Raw genomic sequence first — 20,423 nt, forward strand, 5'->3', positions numbered from 1 at the left:
GGATGAACGTGCGCGCGTGTTTAATTGGGTATTCAACCGGGCGCGTGGCGTAAGAAAGCGTCGTTAAATCAGCCGGATCGGGCGCCGAAGTGGTGTTTAGGGCCGTGTTATCTCGCGCGGCTGTCGATGCGGTTTGGGGCCATGGCCGATCGGTTAGCCGGTGATACTGCGGGTCGATGGTCACGTCAGGCGCCAGTGGTCGTTGTCGGTGGTGGCCTGTCCGAGGATTTGGAGGGCGGCGAGGACCTGGGTGATGGATTTGGTGGGTTTGCGCTTGAAGTGGGTGGCCAGGGCGTCGGGGGTTTGGGGGCCGATGGCGAGGAGGCGGCGGACGGCTTCGACCTGGTCGGGCATGGATTTTGGCCAGGTGGGCTTTTTGGCCGGTTCGGTCGGGGTGTCGGCGGCGGCCTCGGGTTCGGCTTCCAGTGTGGCGGTGGTCTGGGTGGCTTCGGGGGCCTGGTAGTCGGGGCGCAGCCAGCGGATGTGGCCCTGGGCTTCTTCGGCGGCACGTTCGGCGTTGAGGGCGACGAGGCGGCTGAGGAGTTCTTCTTCGGCTTCGGCCTGGTCGGCGGGTTTGTCCGGCAGCGGGGTGGTGGCGCCGGGACGGCCGACGAGGCGGTCGGCGAGGTCGTTCCAGCCGTATGCGTCGAAGACCGCGCGGTCGAGGTCGTCGTGCAGTTCGCGAAGCAGGGAGACAAGGCCCTGTTCGTGGATGGCGCGTTCCTTGGCACTCAGCTGTTCTTCGGCGCGCAGTTTTTCCAGCACGTTGTACATGCCGGTGAGGGTGAGGTCCGGGTGTTCGGCCTGCCGTGCCTTGCGGTGGGCGTCGATGCGTTCGGCGAGGTCGCCGATGGTGGCGGCCTGCTGGTCGTCGAGTTCCGGGAAGGGGAAGGTCTCGAAGCAGCGGGTCTTGTTGTAGCGCGGACGGTCTTCCAGTGTGCCGCCCATCGCCAGGGCCCAGGAAACATGAATTCGGCTGGAGAGGACACCCAAGCTTGAAGGGCGGTCGATGGCGATGTTCACCAGCATGTTGTCGGGCAGGATGTCCGCATCGAGGAACTGGAAGACGCGATGCTTGGTGGTCTCGACCGTGGCGATGTAGCGGGCGAGCCCCTTGAGCATGAGCCGTAATTCTTGGCGTGGTTTTCCGAAAAGCCACCAGAATTTGGCATATCCGGCGCCGTCCTTGGTGTGTCCCTTGGCGTCTCGTTCAGGTTTTACTCGCGCAAGCACCCACTGATAGATCGCGGGGAATTGGTCCTTTACTTCGTCGGAGGAGAGCCCGAAGAGGTCGATGACCAAGACGCCGCGTGGTCGCTGTGTGAGGTCCCGCCCGTTGCGGTACTCGCGGATGACGCGGTCGGTTTCGGGCGTTCTGCCCAAACCGAGTTCCGCTGCCTCGTCCGGTGGCACGATGAAGCCGGCGCCGTGCAGCTTCACGCCAGGGCTGCTGATGCTTTGATTGGCTTGCAGGCTGATGGCGCCTGCGATGTTGGCTCCAATGGTCAGGTCAGCGAAGAGCTTGCCCGCCCTGTGACTGAGGTCCACGGAGCGGGCATCGTCGTCCGTATCGCGTTCGTTGAAGACGTGGCGCAGAGTACCGGGCTGGTCTCCGGGCACGCCGACCGTCATGGCAATGCGCACGGCGGCGCCGTCGGCGCTGTCCACCCAGGGGTGGTCGGGGATGGCGAAGGCGAGTGAGAGAGGCTTCTTGCTGTCGTTCAGGTGCGGTTCGAGTACGCGGCGGTTGAAGGTCTGGCGCAGGCTGTTGGTGGTGATGAAGCCGAAGCGTCGGGCCTCCTCCTTGCGGACCTTCTCGGCGGCGATGTGCCACCAGTACATGACGAAGTCGGCGGAGTCCGGGACGATGCCCTTGAAGACCTTGCGCACGGCGTCCACGTAGCCGTCGCCCAGTGCGCGGCGCATGGTGGCGGCGCCGATAAAAGGCGGGTTGCCGACGATGTAGTCGGCTTCGGGCCATTCGGCGCGGCGCGGGTTGCTGTAGTGGTAGACGGGGGTGCGGGCAGTCTCGTCGGGGATGAGTTCGCCGGTGACGGGGCTTTTCTTGTAGCTGATGCCGTCCCAGATGGTCACGGGCTGGCCGTGGTCGTCGGTCATGGGTTCGCGGCTGTCATATTCGATCAGCGCGTCGCGGCATTCGATGTTGTGGAAGTCGCGCAGGATGGGTTCGGGCAGGCTGAGGCGGCCGTGCAGGCGGTAGTGCCATTGCAGGTAGCCGATCCACAGCACGATTTCGGCGATGGCGGCGGCGCGCGGGTTGATCTCCAGCCCGAGGAACTGGTGCGGGTCGACGGTGAGGCCTTCGGTGTCGAAGGTGGCCTGGCCGGCGCTCAGGTCGCGGATGAGGTTGAGCACTTCGCCTTCGAGGCGCTTGAGGTGTTCCAGCGCGACGTAGAGGAAGTTGCCGGAGCCGCAGGCGGGGTCGAGCACGCGCACTTCGCGCAGGCGCTGGTGGAAGCGGTGCAGCTCGTCCAGGGCCTTGTCGGGTTTGTTCTGCTGCAGCCAGGCCTCGGCGGCGACCTGCACGGTGTTCCATTCGGCGCGCAGGGGCTCGATGAGCGTGGGCATGACCAGGCGTTCCACGTAGGCGCGCGGGGTGTAGTGGGCGCCGAGCTTGTGGCGTTCGCGCGGGTCGAGCGCGCGTTCCAGCAGGGTGCCGAAGATGGCGGGTTCGACGAAGCGCCAGTCGGCCTTGCCGGCCTGGATGAGCAGGCCGATCTGGTCGGCGTTGAGCGGGATGGGGTCGATGTTCTGGAACAGGCCGCCGTTGAAGCGCTGCAGCTTGTGCATCAGCTGGCCTTCGTAGCCGCCGGTGTTCATCGTCTGCCACAGCGAGCGCATGGCGTCGGGGAAGTGTTCGGGGTTTTGCTGCAGGCGCTCCAGGAGGGCGGTGAAGCTGCCCTTGGGCAGGAGTTCGACGTCCTCGCTGAACATGGTGAACAGGCAGCGCTTGAGGAAGTGGGCGACGCGCTCGACATCAAAGCCGTGCTGTTCCAGGGATTTGGCCAGTTCGGCCAGGCGCGCGCTGACCTCGCGGGTGACGCGGGCGGCGTGCTTGCTGGCGTCGAGCTGGTCGGGCGCCAGCCACAGGTGGTGCAGGCGCTGCTGGATCTCGGGGTCGCGCAGGTCTTCCATGCGGATGCGGTGGCGGCTCGGGTCCGGGTAGGGGACGTAGGTGCCGCCGGAGCGGGAGAACTCGGCGTAGAGCTCCAGGCTGCGGCCGACATCGGTGACCACGATGAACGGCGGGCGGCCTTCGTCTTCCGGCAGGGCGCGCACGTACTGGTCCGCCTGGTTCTGCGCGGCGAGCATGGCCTTGTCCCAGCCCTGGGTATGCAGGCCCTTGCCGGTCTGCTTGGCCTCCAGCACGAAGCAGCCGCGGCGATAGAGGTCGATGTAGCCGCGGTTCTCGCTGCCGTCCGGGTTGCGGATGGTGACGCGGCGTTCGAATACGTAGGCGTTGTCGCGGGTGTCGTCGCTGGCCGGGTCGGGCTGGGGCAGGTCCAGCAGTTTGCACAGTTCGGTGAGGAAGAGCTGGTAGTTGGCGCGTTCGCTGCCGCCCGTGTCGCGCCAGCGGTCGAGGAAGGCCTCTACCTGCTCCGGCGCGGCAATGGGGGCGGGGCCGGATTCTTCGGCGTGGGCCGGGCGGGCCGCGAGTCCATCCATGTGACGCATGTCCGTTTACGTGTTGGGCCTGACCTTACCGATTCTGTTGGCGGTTGTCCTGTGGGGTGCGGCCCTTGGGGTGAACTGTGTGGTGCCGTGGTGGGTTCGTGCGTGGGAGATCTCGGCTCTTCGCTTCGCTGCGGGCGGGATGACGAGCGGGTGCTGCGGGCGGGATGACGGTGTGTGGTGGGGCACAAATTGTGGGAGTGTGCTGTGGGAGCGTGCTTGCACGCGAAGCCTTTGACTGTGTCTGGCTTTGGCAGGGGCTTCGCCTGCAAGCAGGCTCCCACAAGGGGAGGCGGGCTGGTCGGGTAATTTCTTCGGGTGGGGTTAATGGGTTGGGAGGCAGTCGGGTTGGGATTGTTCGAGCGAGTGGGGGGTGATGCCGAGGTCGGCGAAGGTGCCGAGGGTGGGGTTGGCGATGTTGTCCTGTTGCATCAGGTAGAGCTGGTCGCGGGTCAGGGGTGGGTTGGGGAGCAGTGAGCCGAGGGCGGCCAGGGCGTGCCAGACGGTAAATGGTATGGGCAGCATGGGGCGTTTGCGGCCCAGGTGCGTGAGGACCAGGGCCACGATCTGGCGGTAGGTGAGGATGTCCGGGCCGCCGAGTTCGTAGATGGGGTGTGTGGGTGGTTCGTCTGCGCACAGGCTTGCGAGGGCGCGGGCGATGTCGGTGACGTGTACCGGTTGCAGGCGGGTGGTGCCGCGGCTGAACAGGGGGATGACCGGTAGGGGCGCGAGGCCGGCGAGGTTGCGCAGGAAGGCGTCGCCCGGGCCGAAGAGGACGCTGGGGCGCACGATGATGGCGTCGGGGAATTCGTGCAGGACGGCGGCTTCGCCTTGCGCTCGGGCACGGATGTACGACGATGGCGAGCGGCTGTCGGCGCCGATGCCCGAGATCTGGATGACGCGCTCCAGGCCCGCCTTGTGGGCGGCGCGGGCGAGGCGCGCGGCGCCTTCGACGTGGATGGTGGTGAAGCGCAGGTCGCGCTGCTCGACGTACAGGCTGACGGCGTTGATAACGCCCCTGGCATCTTCCACGGCGCGGTCGACATCGGCATCGTCCCGGATGTCGGCGCGGCAGTGCTCCACTCGGGGGTGATTTTGCAGAGAATCGGGTAGTATCAGGCGGCGCGAGGCGATGCGCACGGTGTGCCCGGCGTCGAGCAGTTCGTGCACCGTGGCGCGGCCGAGAAAGCCGGTGCCGCCGAATACCGTGATGCGCTTCGGGTGCATGGTGAGCCCCCTTGGTTCAAGTTCGCCGGGCCGTATGACTGAGCGATGGCTTGTCGCGCAGACTGGCCGGGGCAGCGGCGCCGCGTTGCCCCTGGGAAAGCCGGACGGCGATGCGTTTCGATGGGCTTTGACAGGGGGCGGGGAGTCGGTACAATACGCGGCTCGAAGACGACAGGCGCGTAGCTCAGCTGGTTAGAGCACTACCTTGACATGGTAGGGGTCGTTGGTTCGAGTCCAATCGCGCCTACCAGTTTGTAGAAAAAAGCGAGTCAGGGTCCGCCCGGCTCGCTTTTTTTGTGTCCGGGGTTCGGGCGGGCGCGTCGACAGGGCCGTGTAGAGGCGGCAGGCTGAGCGCTCGCGTGCGGTTAGAAAGGGGGGCTTCGCGTCCGGCGATTGCTTGGTGATGCGCTATCCGGTTTGGTTTTCCTGGCTTGTGGCGGTGCTGTTGCTGGCGCTGGTGGCCGGCTGTGCCCCGCTGCAGCCGGCGCCGGAGCGTGCCTGGCAGGGGCTGGAGCCGCCCGCGACCGAGGGGCCGCTGGCGCAGTGGCTGGCCGACTATGCCCCGGCCCGCGATGAAGGCAAGACGGGCTTCCGGTTGCTGGACGAGGGGGCGGAGGCGTTTCGCTGGCGGGTGATGAGCGTGCGCATGGCGCGCGAGCGCATCCAGGTTCAGTCCTACATCTGGCGCGACGATGCGGCGGGCCGGGTGCTGATGGGCGAGCTGCTGGGGGCGGCGGATCGCGGGGTGCGGGTGTCGCTGCTGCTGGATGACATCGACGCGCGCGGGCGCGACGCCACCCTGGCGGCGATCGATCAGCACCCGAATATCGAGGTACGGATCTTTAACCCGTTTCGCAGCCGCGACGGCTTGTTGCGCGCGAGCGCGGAGTTTTTCTTCCGCGGCAGCGACCTGAACCACCGGATGCACAACAAGGCCTGGATCGTGGATGGGCATCTGGCGATCACGGGTGGGCGCAATGTCGGGGACGAATATTTCGAGGCCAGCCCGGACTACAACTTTGCGGACCTGGACCTGGTGGTGGTGGGGCCGCTGGTCCGGGAGATCGATCTTTCGTTTGTGGAGTTCTGGAACAGTCCGGGGGCGATCGGGGTCGAGCGTCTGGCGCGGGAGAACGCCTCACCGGAGCGGCTGGCGATGCAGCAGGGGGCCTTGCGCGCCTGGCTGGCACAGAACCACACCCATCCCCTGATGCAGATGGAGCCCCTGAACGGATTGCCGGTGCCGCAGCCGGTGGCGGATGCGGCGGCCTATGTGTGGACTACGCAGGCCGAGTTCGTGGTGGATGACGAGGCCAAGGCGCGCGGGCGCGGCGAAGGTTCGCGGGTCGCGGATGCGCTGGGCGAGCGGTTGCTGGGCGTGGAGGAGGAGCTGCTGATCGTGTCGCCGTATTTTGTACCGGGGCGCGACGGGACGGCCCAGTTGGCGCGCATGAGCGAGGCGGGGGTCCGGATCCAGGTGCTGACGAATTCGCTGGCCGCCAATGATGTGGCCTTTACCCATGCGGGGTATGCGAGCCGGCGCCACGCCTTGCTGGATGCCGGCGTGGAGCTGTTCGAGCTGCGCCCCACGGGGCCGCCGCGCTGGGCGCGCCTGGAGCGCGACCGCGGGATCGATGCCTCGCAGGCCAGCCTGCACACCAAGCTGCTGGTGTTCGACGGGCGCGAGGCCTTTGTGGGCTCGTTCAATCTGGATCCGCGCTCGGCACATACCAACAGCGAGTCGGGGGTGTTCCTGCGCGAGCCGGTCCTGGTGGAGCGGCTCGCGGCGCTGCATCAACAGGGGATTCGGCCGCAGGTGGCCTACCGGGTGGGGCGGGATGCGACCGGCGGCCTGGTGTGGCGGGACGGGTCCGGCAATGCCCACCGTTACGAGCCCAAGGCCGGGCTGTGGCGTCGGTTCGTGTCCGGTGTGACCCGGATTCTTCCGGTCGAGCCTTTATTGTAGAGGCCGGCCAGCGGCCCAGACACTCAAGGAAAGGAGAGGAGCGATCATGGAATGTGGACAGTGTGGCAAGCAGAACCCGCCAGACGCGCGGTTCTGCATCCAGTGCGGGGCGCCGATGGCGGCCGGAGCCGGTGGGCACGACGGCCCGCCCGAGGACCGCGCGGCCTATGGCGGGTTCTGGGTTCGCGTTGGGGCCTACCTGGTGGATGGCGTGATCATTGGCGTGCCGCAGATCGTGGCGCAGGCCGTGATCAGCCCGGAGACGATGGCGGTGCGCGGGCCGGATGAGCCGGTGCCGCCGGCGGAGGTGGCCTGGTTTCTGGTGAATATGCTGGTGGCCTGGCTGTACTGGGCGGGCATGCACAGCTCCCGGTATCAGGCCACGCTGGGCAAGATGGTGTTCGGGCTGCGGGTGGTGGATTTCAACGGCGAGCGGATCTCGTTCCTGCGCGCGACCGGGCGGCACTTCGCGACCATTCTGTCCGGGATGATTCTGATGATCGGCTACATCATGGTGGCCTTCACCCGGCGCCGGCAGGCGCTGCACGACTTGATTGCGCAGACCCTGGTGGTGCGCAAGGAGTGGGTGCGCTGAGCGTGGGCGGGCGGCTGCGTCACATCCCGCTGGCCTCGGGGAACGTTTGGTGACGGAACCGGGGCCGGCAACAGTGGACTTCGACGTGGTCGTGATCGGCGGCGGCGCGGCCGGGCTGATGTGTGCGCTGACGGCAGGCGGGCGCGGGCGGCGGGTGCTGGTGCTGGACCACGCCAACCGGGTGGGCAAGAAGATCCTGATGTCCGGTGGCGGGCGCTGCAACTTCACCAACATGTACTGCGAGCCGGAGAATTTCATCTCCGCGAATCCGCATTTCGTGAAGTCCGCGCTCAGCCGCTACACCCAGTGGGACTTTATCGCCCTGGTGGAGAAGCACGGCATCCCGTACCACGAGAAGAAGCTGGGGCAGCTGTTCTGTGACCGGTCGTCGAAGGACATTGTGCAGATGCTGCTCGACGAGTGCGCGGCGGCCGGCGTGACCGTGCGCACGGATACACCGGTGACGGATGTGGCCAAGGGGGCGCCGCATCGGCTGCAGGCCGGCGGGGATGCGATGGCCTGCGAGTCGCTGGTGATCGCCACGGGGGGCTATTCGATCCCACGCATGGGGGCCACGGGCTTCGGGCTGGACCTGGCGCGTTCGCTGGGCCTGGCGGTCCAGCCCACCCGGCCGGCCCTGGTGCCGTTCACCCTGGGCGGGCGGCCCCTGGAGGAGCTGGAGGGGCTGTCGGGTGTGTCGCTGGACACGGTGACGACCGCCGGGGGCATGGGGTTTCGGGAAAACCTGCTATTCACGCATCGCGGGCTCAGCGGGCCGGCGGTGCTCCAGGCCTCGTCGTACTGGGTGGAGGGGGAGCCGGTGGCGATCGATCTGTTCCCGGGCATGGACCTGGCCGCCCATCTGCGCGAGCTGCGGGAGCAGCGCCCGAAACTGGAGCTGAAGAGCATGCTGGGGGAGCAGTTGACCCGCCGGGTCGCGCAGCGCTGGTGCGAGCTTTGGGTGGAGAACCGGCCGCTGGAGCGCCTGAGCAATGCCGATATCGAGCAGGTAACGGGGGTTTGTCAGCCCTGGACGGTCTGGCCGTCGGGGACCGAGGGCTACCGCACCGCCGAGGTGACGCTGGGCGGGGTGGATACCGCCGCCCTGTCCTCGAAGACGATGGAGTGCCGCTCGATCCCGGGGCTCTATTTTATTGGCGAGGTCGTGGACGTGACCGGGCATCTGGGCGGGCACAACTTCCAGTGGGCCTGGGCCTCCGGGTACGCGGCGGGCATGTACGTCTGAGCGGTTTTTGTGCGCCGCGAACACGGCCTTTCGTGCTGTTCGGGAAACTGTGCTGGGGTTTCGCCTGTCGGGTTGGAAGGACCCGTGTTGGAAGAACCCGGGGTGGGTGACTACTCTTCAAATTCCCAAGCAGCAACGCAAGGAGCTGGCATGAAGATCGATCAGTTGGTAGAGACGGCCGAAGCGATGGTGGCCCCCGGCAAGGGCATCATCGCCATCGATGAATCCACCGGGACGATCGGCAAGCGGCTCGGCGCGGTCGGGGTCGAGAACACCGAGGAAAACCGGCGGACCTATCGCGAACTGCTGCTGACCACGCCGCAGCTCAACGAGTACATCTCGGGCGCGATCCTGTATGACGAGACCATCCGCCAGTCGACCCGCGACGGCAAGCCGTTCGTCGACGTGATGAACGAGTCCGGCATCCTGCCGGGCATCAAGGTGGATACCGGCGCGAAGGACCTGGCCGGGTTCCCCGGCGAGAAGGTGACCGAGGGCCTGGATGGCCTGCGCGAACGCCTGGAGGAATACGCCAAAATGGGCGCGCGGTTCGCCAAGTGGCGCGCGGTGATCACGATTGGCGACACCATGCCCACCGACACCTGCATCGAGTCGAATGCGCACGCGCTGGCGCGGTATGCCGCGCTATGCCAGGAGCAGGGCATCGTCCCGATCGTGGAGCCAGAGGTCCTGATGGACGGCAGTCACGACATCGAGACCTGCTACGGCGTGACCGAGGCGACCCAGCGCGCGGTGTTCAAGGCGCTCTACGAGCATCATGTCCTGCTGGAGGGCACCATCCTGAAGGCCAGCATGGTGCTGCCGGGCAAGGACTGCCCCGAGCAGGCCAGCGTGGAGGATGTCGCGCATGCGACGCTGCGCTGCCTGGAGTCCGCGGTGCCGGCGATCCTGCCCGGGATCGTGTTCCTCTCCGGTGGGCAGAGCGATGCCGACGCCACCAATCACCTGGATGCGATGAACCGCATCGGCGGGGCCCCGTGGCCGCTGTCCTTCTCCTATGGTCGCGGCATGCAGCAGGCGGCGATGGAGCTGTGGGGCAAGGACATGGGCGCCAACTTCGAGAAGGCCCAGCAGACGGTGTACGAGCGCGCCCGCGACAACGGGCTGGCGGCCCAGGGCAAGTACGCGGCCTGAAGCTGATGCCGCATGGCCTGGATCCAGGGCCGGAACCACAGCCAGGCCCACGGATTGGGGGATCTATTGATCTGGATCAAGAAAAACCGGCGGATGGCTGACTAGCCTGAAACCGTCGGATCCGAACAACGGCCGCCAAGGAGCGCACGATCCCCCAGCGTGCAGGCGGCCGGATGCTTCCGACGGTGTATGTCGCGTCTTGGCCTGCTATCTCCGGATAGCAGGCTTTTTTGTGTCGATTGCCTGCCGAACTGTGACGCATTCCTCAGGTATTCAAAGTTTCGCGATCTCGCGGGAAGGGGTGGCGAAGGTGGGCGCTTCTCCTGCCCATGTCCGGGAAAATGTGGTTAGCGCAGGCTCGCTTGGCCGGCTCTGGCGGAACATTAATGGGTTTTGCGCGTCGGGAACTGCGTGGGGCCGCGGTAATGCCCCGTCGTTTGACGAGAAATCCAGAAGATCACCAAGGAGAGCGACATGAGTCTGACACGCCGAGAGTTCCTGGAGGCCATGGTGGCCGCAAGCGCCGCCGGCTTCTCGATGAATGCCTGGGCTGGCGAGAAGGGATCCTGGCGACCGGCCGATGCGGATATGTATGACCTGCCGAAGTTCGGCAATGTCTCGCTGCTGCACTACACGGACTGCCACGCGCAGCTGAAGCCGGTGTACTTCCGCGAGCCGGACGTGAACATCGGGGTTGGCGACATGCAGGGCAAGCCGCCGGTGATGGCCGGGAAGGAACTGCTGGAATACTTCGACATCAAGCCCGGTACGCCGCTTGCGCACGCCGTGACGCACATGGATTTCAAATATGCGGCCGAGAAGTACGGACGCCTGGGCGGGTTCTCCCACCTGTCCACGCTGATCCAGAAGCTCCGGGCGGAACGCCCGAACTCCCTATTGCTGGACGGTGGCGACACCTGGCAGGGCTCGGCCACGTCGCTGTGGACCAACGGCCAGGACATGGTGGATGCGCAGAAGCTGCTGGGCGTGGACATCATGGTCGGCCACTGGGAGTTCACCTTTGGCGACGAACGGGTGATGGAGGTCATCGAGAACGACTTCAAGCCCAACAACATCGAGTTCCTGGCGCAGAACATCGAGGATCGCGACTGGGGCGACCCGGTCTTCGAGCCCTACACCATCCGCGAGATGAACGGGGTCCCGGTGGCGGTGATCGGCCAGGCCTTCCCGTATACCTCGGTGGCCAACCCCGACTACATGTTCCCCGACTGGAGCTTCGGCATCCGCGACGAAAACATGCAGCGGATGGTTGACGAATGCCGCGAGAAGGGGGCCAAGGTGGTCGCGATCCTGTCGCACAACGGCATGGTCACGGACATGGAGATGGCCCGCCGCCTGCGCGACGTGGACGTGATCCTGGGTGGCCACACCCACGATGCCGTGCCCGGGGCGATGGAGATCGAGAATGCCGGCGGCGAGCGGACCCTGGTGACCAACGCCGGTTCCAACGGCAAGTTCGTGGGCGTGATGGACCTGGATGTGACCGACAGCGGCATCCGCGACTACAAGTTCACGCTGCTGCCGGTGTTCTCCAACCTGATCGAGGCGGACGCGGAGATGGAAGAGCATATCCGCAAGGTTCGCGAGCCCTACGAGGACAAGCTGAGCGAAGAGCTGGCGGTTACCGACGGCGTGCTGTATCGCCGCGGCAACTTCAACGGCACCTTCGACGAAGTGATCATGGACGCGATGATCAAGGAGATGGATGCCGAGGTGGCCCTCTCGCCGGGCTTCCGCTGGGGCGTGAGTGTGCTGCCGGGCTCGCCCATCACCTTCGAGGAGCTGATGACGCAGACCGCGACCACCTACTCGGAGACCCAGCGCAACGAGATGACCGGCGAGCAGTTGAAGAACGCGCTGGAGGACGTGGCCAACTCGATCTTCAACTCCAACCCCTATCACCACCGGGGGGGCGATATGGTCCGGACCTCGGGGATCGAGTACACCATCGATCCGCATGAATCCATGGGCAGCCGCATCAGTGATATGCACATCAACGGCGAGCCGCTGGATCCGGACAGGAAGTACGTGGTCGCCGGCTGGGCGAATGTCCACGAGCCGCTGGATACGGACCCGGTCTGGGATGTGGTCGCCAACTACCTGCGCGAGCACGACACCATCAGCCCCGGCAAGCCCTACCTGCCGCGACTGAAGAACGTCGAGGGCGATCCCGGTCTGGATCGCTGATCGACCCCTCTGGCTTGGCCCGCGCGAGCGGGCCGGTTAGTCTCGCAGCCGCCGTGCACTGCCTGCACGGCGGCTTTTTTGTGGGAGCGATCCGGAGATGGAGACAAACGGACCGGGCTTCTCGGGCCTGTTGCTGTACTGCCGGCCGGGGTTCGAGGCGGATCTGACGGCGGAACTGACCGACCGCGCGGCGCGGGCGGGGCTGGCTGGCTTCGCGCGCGTGCACGCCGGCAGCGGCTCGGTTCACTTCGAGCCGGCAGATGGCTCCGTCGAGGCGCTCGCGGGGGCGCTTCCGTTCTCCGCGCTGATCTTCGCGCGGCAGGTGTTCCCGGCGTTTCCGGTCCTCGAGGGGCTGGATCGCGCGGACCGGCTGACGCCGATCATCGAGCAGGCGGAGGCCTCCGGTCTGGCAGTGGATTCCGTCTGGCACGAGATGCCGGATACCAACGAAGGGAAAGGGCTGCGCCGCCTGGTCAAGGCCGTCGAGCGGCCGCTGGCCGCAGTACTGCGCAAGCGCGGGGTGCTGCGGGCACAGGCGGACGGGCAGCGGTTGCATGTCTTCTGGCATGCGGGCGATTGCGTGCAGCTCGGTGTGAGCCGGCCGGGGGAGCGCAGCGAGTGGCCGGGCGGCATCCTGCACCTGCGCTCGCCGCGCGAGGCCCCCAGCCGCTCGACCCTGAAGCTGGAAGAGGGGTGGCATACCTTCATCCCCCGGGAGGACTGGGACACGCGCCTGGCGCAAGGCATGCAGGCCGTGGATCTCGGGGCGGCACCCGGTGGCTGGACCTGGCAACTGGTACGCCGCGGGATGTACGTGCACGCGGTGGACAACGGGCCGATGGATGACCGGTTAATGGCCACCACCCAGGTGGAGCATCACCGCGAGGATGCGTTTTCGTGGGAACCCCCGAATCCGGTGACCTGGCTGGTCTGCGACATCGTCGACAAGCCGGGGCGCGTGGCGGCGCGCATGGCGGACTGGCTGGAGGCGGGCTGGTGTCGCGAGGCGATCTTCAACCTGAAGCTGCCGATGAAACGGCGCTGGCAGACGGTGGACCAGTGCCTGGACCATATCGAGGAGCGCCTGCTGGACGCCCGGATCGCCCACCGGATGCAGGCGCGACAGCTTTACCACGACCGCGAGGAGATCACGGTCCACGTGCAGCGCGACTGAGTCGGGCGTTATTCGCCCTGCACGGTAATGGTCAGCCGGCGCGTGTGGGCGGCGTAGCGGTGTTCCCACAGGAAGACGCCCTGCCAGGTGCCGAGGATCAGCCGCCCCTGGCCGACCGGGAGCGTCAGGTCGTTGTGCGTGAGCATGGCCCGGGCGTGGGCCGCCATGTCGTCGTCGCCTTCCATGTCGTGGCGGTAGGCGGGGTCGCCGTCCGGGGCCATGCGGGCGATCAGGGTTTCCAGGTCGTGGCGGACGTCGGGATCGGCGTTCTCGGTGACCAGCAGCGAGGCACTGGTGTGGTGCTGGAAGACGTGGCAGGTGCCGGTGGTGATGCCGGAGGCACGGACGATGTGCTCCACGGCCTGGGTGATGTTCAGCGTGCCGCGGCCGCGGGTCTGCTGGGTCAGGCTGTCCTGGTACACGGCCATGCATCTACCTCGAATGCAAACAAAAAAGCGCCCGCAGGCGCTTGATTGGTCGGTCTAATTTGGTGGAGGCGGCGGGAATCGAACCCGCGTCCGCAGGACCTCCGCCTTCGGCTCTACATGCTTATTCTGTCTTTGAGTTTAACCAGCCGCTACCCGACAGGCAGGGAATGCAACTGGCGATCCCGGTTGAGTTTTAATGGATCCACGCCGGGCACGCTTCACCACGAGCTTATGAGAGTCGACGCCCGATACTGGACGCATAAGCACGGCTCCAGTCGGACGGCATCTACCGGTTTTTAAGCGGCGAGTGCGTAGTTGTCGTCGTTGGCAACTATTTTTTTGCAGCGGTTTTTACGAGGTCCACTACAGCCTCGGCATGCACCTAAGGTTTCGCGACCCGCGTCGAAGCCAAGTCGCCCCCAAGTACTTCATGGACATGGTAACGCATCCGAAGTTCCCGGGCCATGTGCTTTTCCCACCGGGGAGAAGGTCAAGGGCGGGTTCACCACGGAGGGCACAGAGGACACAGGGCAGGGCGATTTACAGGAAGATTGGAAGACGGGAAGATTTTTAATGGGATGACAGGCACCCGCCAGGGCGATCATCGACACCCCAAAACCTTCCTGCCTTCCCGTCTTCCTGTTGACAAGCCCTTGACTTTGACCTTCTCCGTGCCCTCTGTGAACTCCGTGGTGACATAGTTCCAACAGGTCCCGCGCGGGGGGCGGGTCCGGTACAATGCGCTGCTTTTGGCACGTCCGGTTCGAGGAAGCGCAATGCGGGTTGTGGAAGGGGGCGCGGCGGTCTCGCCGTTTCGGCTGCGGGCTCTGGAGGCAGGGCTGCGGGCAAGCGTACCGGGCGCGGGCCCGCTGGCCGCGCGGTTTGTCTATTTCGTGGAGACCCGGCGGCGGTTGACGCCGGACGAGGAGGCGGTGCTCACGCGCCTGCTGCGGGAGGGCGAGACCTGGGTGGCCCCCGAGTTCGCCGTGCAGCGGGAGCTGGTGGTGATCCCGCGCTTCGGCACGATCAGCCCGTGGTCGTCGAAGGCCACCGAGATTGCCCATCACGCCGGGCTGGAGGACGCGGTCGAACGGATCGAGCGCGGCATTCACTGGCAGATCGGGGGCGACGCGGCGGCCGGCGCGGACCTGGAGTCGCTGGCCGCGCTGCTGCACGACCGCATGACCGAGGCGGTGATCGAGGATCCCGCGGCCGCGGCACAGCTCTTTCACAGCGAGACGCCGCGCTCGCTGGCGCGCGTGGAGCTGGGCGAGGACGCCCGCGCCGCCCTGGAGCGCGCGAACGGGGAGCTGGGACTGGCGCTGTCCCCGGACGAGATCGACTACCTGGCGGACGGATACTCCGCGCTGGGGCGTGCTCCGACCGACGCCGAGCTGATGATGTTCGCGCAGGCGAACTCGGAGCACTGCCGGCACAAGATCTTCAATGCCGCCTGGGTGCTGGATGGCGAGGCCGACGAACGCACGCTGTTCGGGATGATCCGCCAGACCCATGCGCGCCATCCCGAGGGGGTGTTGTCGGCCTACAGCGACAACGCCTCGGTGATCGCCGGTCACACGGGCGTGCGCCTGATGCCGGATGCGATCACCGGTGAATACCGACGTGAAACGCTGGATCTGCCGATCCTGATGAAGGTGGAGACCCACAACCACCCGACCGCGATCTCGCCGTTCCCCGGCGCCGCGACGGGTTCCGGGGGCGAGATCCGCGACGAGGGCGCCACCGGGCAAGGCTCCAAGCCGAAGGCAGGGCTTACTGGCTTCTCCGTATCGAACCTGCGGATCCCGGGCCGCGAGCAGCCCTGGGAGCGCGACTTCGGCCGGCCCGGGCGCATCGAGAGCGCGCGCCAGATCATGCTGGATGGCCCGATTGGCGCGGCGGCCTTCAATAACGAGTTCGGCCGTCCGGCGCTGGCCGGATACTTCCGTACGCTGGAGATGGCGCTGCCGAATCCGGCGGGTGGCGAGACGCTGTACGGCTACCACAAGCCGATCATGCTGGCCGGCGGGGTCGGGTCGATTCGTGGCGAGCACGTGCACAAGCAGGATGTGCCGGCGGGGACCCCGATCGTGGTGCTGGGCGGTCCGGCCATGCTGATCGGCCTGGGCGGCGGGGCGGCCTCGTCCATGGCCAGTGGCGCGAGCTCCGAGCAACTGGATTTCGCGTCGGTACAGCGCGGCAATCCGGAGATGGAGCGCCGCTGCCAGGAGGTGATCGATCGCTGCACGGCCCTGGGGGCGGGCAACCCGATCCTGTCGATCCACGACGTGGGCGCCGGCGGGCTGTCCAACGCGATCCCGGAGATCCTCGACGACGCCGGGCGCGGGGGCGTGATCCAGCTCCGGGACCTGCCGACCGCGGAGCCCGGCCTGTCGCCGATGGAGCTGTGGTGCAACGAGGCGCAGGAACGCTACGTCCTGGCGATCGCCGCCGAGCATCTCGAGACCTTCCGCACCCTGGCCGCGCGCGAACGGGCGCCGTTCGCGGTGGTGGGCCGGGCGACCGACGAGGGACATCTGAAGGTCGAGGACAGCCTGTTCCACGAACCGCCGGTGGACATGCCCATGGGCATGCTGCTGGGCAAGACGCCGCGGATGACGCGCGAGGACCGGCGCCTGCCACCGCCGGAAACGGCGTTCGATGCCGAGGCCTGTCCGCTGGGGGAGGCGCTGGAGCGGGTGCTGCACATGCCGTCGGTGGCCGCGAAGCACTTCCTGATCACCATCGGGGACCGCAGCGTGGGCGGCCTCGTCGCGCGCGATCAGATGGTGGGGCCGTGGCAGGTCCCCGTGGCGGATTGCGCGGTGACGCTGACCGACTTCGACGGCTATACCGGCGAGGCGATGGCCATGGGCGAGCGCACGCCGCTGGCGATCCTGTCGGCCCCGGCCTCCGGGCGTATGGCGATCGGGGAGGTGGTGACCAATCTGGCGGCGGCGGATATCGACGGTACGCACGCGATCCGTCTGTCCGCCAACTGGATGGCCGCGGCCGGCGTGCCCGGGGAGGACGCCAACCTGTTCGACACCGTCCGCACGATCGCGGAGGACCTGTGCCCGGCACTGGGCATCTCGATCCCGGTGGGCAAGGATTCGCTGTCCATGCGGACGGTCTGGGAGACCGCGGACGGGCAGGCGCGGCACATGCACGCGCCGGTATCGCTAATCGTATCCGGGTTTGCCCCGGTGGCCGATGCGCGCCGGACGCTGACGCCGCAGCCCGACCCGGAGGCCGATGACCGGCTCTGGCTGATCGATCTGGGGGAGGGGCATGGTCGCTTGGGCGGCTCCGCCCTGGCCCAGGCCTATGGGCAGGTCGGCGCGACCCCGCCGGACGTGGTCGATGCCGCACGCCTGCGCGCCTTCTTCGAGGCCATCACGACTCTGCGTCGCAACGGCCTGCTGCGCGCCTATCACGATCGCTCCGACGGCGGCCTGATCACGACCCTGCTGGAGATGGCCTTTGCCGGGCGTTGCGGGCTGGAGATCGCGGTCCCGGAGGGTCAAGCGCCGGGGGCGTGGTTGTTCAACGAGGAGCTGGGCGCCGTGGTGCAGGTCGCGCCTGGTGCCGAATCGGCCCTGCGCGACGCGATGGCGGAGGCTGGCCTGGAGGCGCATCTGCATCCGGTGGCCCGACGGACCGACGACGAGCGCGTGGTGATCCGCCATGGCGACCAGGAGGCCTTCTCCGCCACGCGCGCGGCGTTGCAGCGCCACTGGCAGGAGACCTCGGCCTGGATGCAGCGGCTGCGGGACGATCCGGAGTGCGCCGACGAGGAGCTCGCCCGGGTAGACGCCGACGGCGGCCTGCAGCCGCGGGTCACCTTCGATCCCGCCGAAGACGTGGCCGCACCGATGATCGCGCGCGGCGAACGCCCCCGAATCGCGATCCTGCGCGAGCAGGGGGTTAACGGGCAGCTGGAGATGGCGGCGGCCTTCGAGCGGGCGGGGTTTGCCCCGGTGGACGTGCACATGACCGACCTGCTGGACGGTCGCCAGGATCTGGGTTCGATGCAGGGCGTGGCCGCCTGTGGTGGATTCTCCTACGGCGATGTGCTGGGTGCCGGTGGGGGCTGGGCGCAGACCATCCTCAACCACCCGGCGCTGCGGGATGCCTTCCAGGCGTTCTTCGAACGCCCCGAGACCTTCACCCTGGGGGTTTGTAATGGCTGCCAGATGCTGTCCCACCTGGCCCCGCTGATTCCGGGGGCGGGCCACTGGCCGCGCTTCGTGCGCAACCGTTCCGAGCAGTTCGAGGCGCGCCTGTCCCAGGTGCGGATCGAACCGGGCCCGGCGGTCCTGCTGGAGGGCATGGCCGGCTCGGTGCTGCCGGTGGCGGTGTCGCACGGGGAGGGACGTACCCACTATGCCGACGGGGCGCCGATCCACGACCAGGCCGCGCTGCGCTACGTGGAGGCCGATGACACGCCGGCGTCGCAGTACCCGGCGAACCCCAATGGCTCCGTGGGCGGCGCCACGGGCTTTGCCAGCGAGGACGGTCGCGCGCTGATCATGATGCCGCACCCGGAGCGCGTGTTCCGGACCGTGCAGCACAGCTGGCACCCGGCGGACTGGGGCGAGGACGGACCGTGGCTGCGGCTGTTCCGCAATGCGCGCGCATTCGTCGGCTGAAGCGCGCCGGGTCGATGGTCTATAACGAAGGCATTTGGTCGGCGGACAGACGAGGCGGGTACGGACATGGATGACGCCAGCAAGGACGAATTCCTCGGGGAGGACCTGCGGGTTACGACGACCCTCATGATCGGCCCGTCGCAACGCCCGGTTACGGACCCCGTGCTGGCGCAGCGCCTGATCGAGAGCCTCGACCTGTTCGACGACGCACACCCGCGCGGAGCGATGCCCCACGAGGACGAGGGCGCCCCCGAGGTGCAGCGCCTGGAACACAAGCTGGACCTGCTGCTGCATCTGGTGGCGGAGTCGCTGCACCCGGAACGCCCGGACCCGGTCGAGCTGGTACTCAGCGGGCGTGGCATGGTGCTGCCCGCGGGTACGCTGCCCGAGGATTGCGAGCGGGTGGAGGTCTATCTGAGCCGCTTGCTGCCGCAGCCCTGCGTCCTGGGTGTCGAGACTCCGACAACCCGCGGAGGCCAGCAAATGACTCGCTGGACGGGGGTCGAGGGGCCTCTGGAAGAGGCGCTCGGGCGGTGGATCTTCCGCCTGCACCGCCGCGAGGTGGCGGAGAAACGCCAGAAAGTTGACGGCAATCGCAATTAGACAGGATACTGCGAACTCGATCACATCATCGGATGCGGGCCGGGCGTCACCCGTTGCCACATCCGGTCGCGAACATCGGGGCACAGCGGTATGCGGGATCCGGGCGAACAGCAACAGGCGATGCGTATTGCACTCAGCGGTGACTCGGGCACGACGGATGCCACCCGGGCGATCCTGAACTGCCTGGGCTGCGAGGCCGAGCATCAGCCGGCCACTGGCACCTTCGAGAACGTCGCCCCCGCCGCGATCTGGCTTTGTGGACCCGCCGCGGAGCTGTCCGCCCGGCTGCAGGATGCACGAACGGAAGACGCCGCGGTGGTCGTGCAGCCTACCGACGGGGGCGAGGTCCAGGGCGAAGGGGTGGACTGCGTGGTGGAGCACCCGCTTTCCATCGCGCGGGTTTCGCAGGTCCTGCAGTGGCTTCGGTTCGGCCGCGAGCCGGGATACGACGACATGCCCGGGCTGGTCGGGTCGCATCCGACCATGCAGGCGGTCAAGCGCCTGGTGGGCCAGGTGGCCCGCACCGACGCCACCGCGCTGATCCTGGGCGAGACCGGCTCCGGCAAGGAGGTGGTGGCCCGCGCCATCCACAACGCCTCGGACCGGGCGGACAAGCCGTTCGTGGCGGTGAACTGCGGCGCGATCCCCGGAGACTTGCTGGAGAGCGAGCTGTTCGGGCACGAGAAGGGGGCCTTCACCGGTGCCTTCACCGCCCGCGCGGGGCGTTTCGAGCTGGCCGAGGACGGCACGCTGTTCCTGGACGAGATCGGCGACATGCCGCTGCCGATGCAGGTGAAGCTGCTGCGCGTGCTGCAGGAACGCGTCTTCGAGCGTGTGGGTTCCAACAAGTCGCTCCCGGCGCGGGCCCGGATCATTGCCGCCACCCATCGCAACCTGGATGACGCGGTGGCGGATGGCAGCTTCCGCCAGGATCTGTTCTTCCGCCTCAGCGTGTTCCCCATCGAACTGCCGCCCCTGCGCGAACGCACCAGCGATATGCCGCAACTGATCGGCGCGCTGGAAGAACGGCTGCGCGAGCAGGGCATGACCCCGGCCCACCTGACGCCGGCCGTGGTCGCGCACCTGGGGCAGCTCAACTGGCCCGGCAATATCCGCGAACTGGCCAACCTGCTGGAACAGCTGGCGATCATGTATCCCGATCTCCCGGTGGATCTGGCACAGCTGCCTCCCCGGGTCCGTCCGGAAGGGATCGAGGATCTGGCCGTGACCTCCCCCACACCCGGCGGCACCGAGTCGGGGTCGGCGGGCGCCAGCCTGCTGGCCGGTGGACTGCCGCCGGAGGGGGTGGATCTGCGCAGTTTCCTCAACGATCTCGAACGCGACATGATCACCCGCGCGCTGGACGAGACCGGGCACGTGGTGGCGCGCGCGGCGCGTCGCCTGGGGATGCGTCGCACCACACTCGTGGAGCGCATGCGCAAGTTCGGGCTCGGCAAGGCCTGACCCGGCCTCGGG

The 20,423-nt window shown here is 67.4% G+C and carries 12 protein-coding genes, 1 tRNA gene and 1 other RNA gene; 10 read left to right on the forward strand and 4 right to left on the reverse strand.

Going from position 1 to position 20,423, the window contains the following annotated elements:
• Positions 1-180: 180 nt before the first annotated feature.
• The gene (locus D106_RS0102195) at positions 181-3,687 is read right to left on the reverse strand and encodes a DNA methyltransferase (protein ID WP_018879061.1); all 3,507 of its coding nucleotides are present in this window, start codon (positions 3,685-3,687) and stop codon (positions 181-183) included.
• A gap of 330 nt (positions 3,688-4,017) precedes the next feature.
• Positions 4,018-4,920, reverse strand: coding sequence for a complex I NDUFA9 subunit family protein (locus D106_RS0102200; protein WP_018879062.1), 903 nt, complete (start codon positions 4,918-4,920; stop codon positions 4,018-4,020).
• Positions 4,921-5,093: 173 nt separating this feature from the next.
• Here D106_RS0102200 and D106_RS0102205 point away from each other — a divergent pair.
• The 7 genes from D106_RS0102205 to rlmM all read left to right on the forward strand — a co-directional run bounded on the left by D106_RS0102205 (position 5,094) and on the right by rlmM (position 13,264).
• Positions 5,094-5,170: transfer RNA gene (locus tag D106_RS0102205), tRNA-Val, on the forward strand.
• Between the two features lie 153 nt (positions 5,171-5,323).
• Positions 5,324-6,886, forward strand: coding sequence for a phospholipase D family protein (locus D106_RS0102210; protein ID WP_018879063.1), 1,563 nt, complete (start codon positions 5,324-5,326; stop codon positions 6,884-6,886).
• 46 nt (positions 6,887-6,932) lie between these two features.
• Positions 6,933-7,481, forward strand: a complete 549-nt coding sequence (locus D106_RS0102215; RefSeq protein WP_018879064.1) for an RDD family protein — start codon at positions 6,933-6,935, stop codon at positions 7,479-7,481.
• 73 nt (positions 7,482-7,554) lie between these two features.
• Positions 7,555-8,727: an NAD(P)/FAD-dependent oxidoreductase gene (locus D106_RS0102220; protein ID WP_018879065.1), complete on the forward strand. Its 1,173-nt coding sequence runs from the start codon at positions 7,555-7,557 to the stop codon at positions 8,725-8,727.
• A gap of 150 nt (positions 8,728-8,877) precedes the next feature.
• Positions 8,878-9,882 carry a class I fructose-bisphosphate aldolase gene (locus tag D106_RS0102225; protein WP_018866236.1) on the forward strand — a complete coding sequence of 335 codons (1,005 nt, stop codon included), beginning with the start codon at positions 8,878-8,880 and terminating at the stop codon, positions 9,880-9,882.
• Between the two features lie 474 nt (positions 9,883-10,356).
• Positions 10,357-12,090: a thiosulfohydrolase SoxB gene (gene soxB, locus D106_RS0102235; RefSeq protein ID WP_018877352.1), complete on the forward strand. Its 1,734-nt coding sequence runs from the start codon at positions 10,357-10,359 to the stop codon at positions 12,088-12,090.
• 97 nt (positions 12,091-12,187) lie between these two features.
• Positions 12,188-13,264 (forward strand): 23S rRNA (cytidine(2498)-2'-O)-methyltransferase RlmM, encoded by a 1,077-nt coding sequence (gene rlmM / locus D106_RS0102240; RefSeq protein WP_018877353.1) that lies wholly within the window; start codon positions 12,188-12,190, stop codon positions 13,262-13,264.
• 8 nt (positions 13,265-13,272) lie between these two features.
• On the opposite strand, the gene D106_RS0102245 is transcribed toward rlmM, so the two are convergent.
• Both D106_RS0102245 and ssrA read right to left on the reverse strand, forming a co-directional pair.
• Positions 13,273-13,692, reverse strand: a complete 420-nt coding sequence (locus D106_RS0102245) for a secondary thiamine-phosphate synthase enzyme YjbQ (RefSeq protein WP_018879067.1) — start codon at positions 13,690-13,692, stop codon at positions 13,273-13,275.
• A gap of 60 nt (positions 13,693-13,752) precedes the next feature.
• Positions 13,753-14,113, reverse strand: a transfer-messenger RNA (tmRNA) gene (gene ssrA, locus D106_RS14530).
• Positions 14,114-14,468: 355 nt separating this feature from the next.
• Between ssrA and purL the strand changes: the two genes are divergently transcribed.
• From purL to D106_RS0102260, 3 genes are all read left to right on the forward strand, one after another.
• A complete protein-coding gene (gene purL / locus D106_RS0102250) occupies positions 14,469-18,344 on the forward strand; it encodes a phosphoribosylformylglycinamidine synthase (protein ID WP_018879068.1) in 3,876 nt (1,291 codons plus the stop codon).
• 66 nt (positions 18,345-18,410) lie between these two features.
• On the forward strand, positions 18,411-18,947 hold the full coding sequence (locus D106_RS0102255; RefSeq protein ID WP_018866242.1) for a PilZ domain-containing protein: 537 nt from the start codon (positions 18,411-18,413) through the stop codon (positions 18,945-18,947).
• A 90-nt stretch (positions 18,948-19,037) separates the two neighbouring features.
• Positions 19,038-20,411: a sigma-54-dependent Fis family transcriptional regulator gene (locus D106_RS0102260; protein ID WP_018879069.1), complete on the forward strand. Its 1,374-nt coding sequence runs from the start codon at positions 19,038-19,040 to the stop codon at positions 20,409-20,411.
• Positions 20,412-20,423 lie beyond the last annotated feature (12 nt).

Source organism: Thioalkalivibrio sp. ALE9 (genome assembly GCF_000377445.1).
Taxonomy (GTDB): Bacteria; Pseudomonadota; Gammaproteobacteria; order Ectothiorhodospirales; family Ectothiorhodospiraceae; genus Thioalkalivibrio.